The following is a 629-nucleotide window of genomic DNA, read 5'->3' on the forward strand; positions in this document are numbered from 1 at the left end:
AACGTCAGCAGTTCTCATTTCAAATTCCATGGTAGCGAGTGGTGAGGGTAAGGACTGTTGGATGGGGTAAGTCAACCGGTGTCTGGGGCGTTGGGAGCGAGGCGCTGCTGCATGAAGCGCATGAGGTGATCCCAGTCATCGAACGGCAGGTACTGTAGCAAGGCGCGCAGGTGTTCGAAGAAGGTGCGGCGGGAGGGCAGCAGGCCGCGCACCTTGGCGTAACGGGTGTCCATCCAGTCCAGGGCGGTATGGACCAAGAAGGCCAACAAGATCAATGTGGCGAACAGGTTGGCCAAGAAGTGTTTGCCGTGTCCGAAGTTGTGGTCGAAATGGTAGCCCTTGGTCTTGAGGGTGTTGTTGTTCTCGTTCTCGATTTTCCAACGCGCCCGCCCGGCGGAAGCCAGAGCGGCGACGTTGTGGTCGGTGATGGCATGCGAGGTGGCCCAGGCGTTCTTGAAGACGATGGCACCGCGGGCATCGGTGGTGACCAGTTCCAGCCAGTTGACCATCACGGCATCGTCCGTGTTGCGCAATGGCACTTGATGGACATAGCGATAGGTGTCGGTAAAGTGCTTCTTGCCGACGCGTCGCGCCTGTACGACGCGGCCGAGTTGCTCGTTGCGCTCGAA

The 629-nt window shown here is 59.1% G+C and carries 1 pseudogene; it reads right to left on the minus strand.

The window, feature by feature from the left end:
* Positions 1 to 71: 71 nt before the first annotated feature.
* Positions 72 to 629, minus strand: a pseudogene (locus ACCAA_RS05265) (ISNCY family transposase); the annotation flags it as partial.

It is taken from the genome of Candidatus Accumulibacter aalborgensis, from assembly GCF_900089955.1.
Taxonomy (GTDB): Bacteria; Pseudomonadota; Gammaproteobacteria; order Burkholderiales; family Rhodocyclaceae; genus Accumulibacter; species Accumulibacter aalborgensis.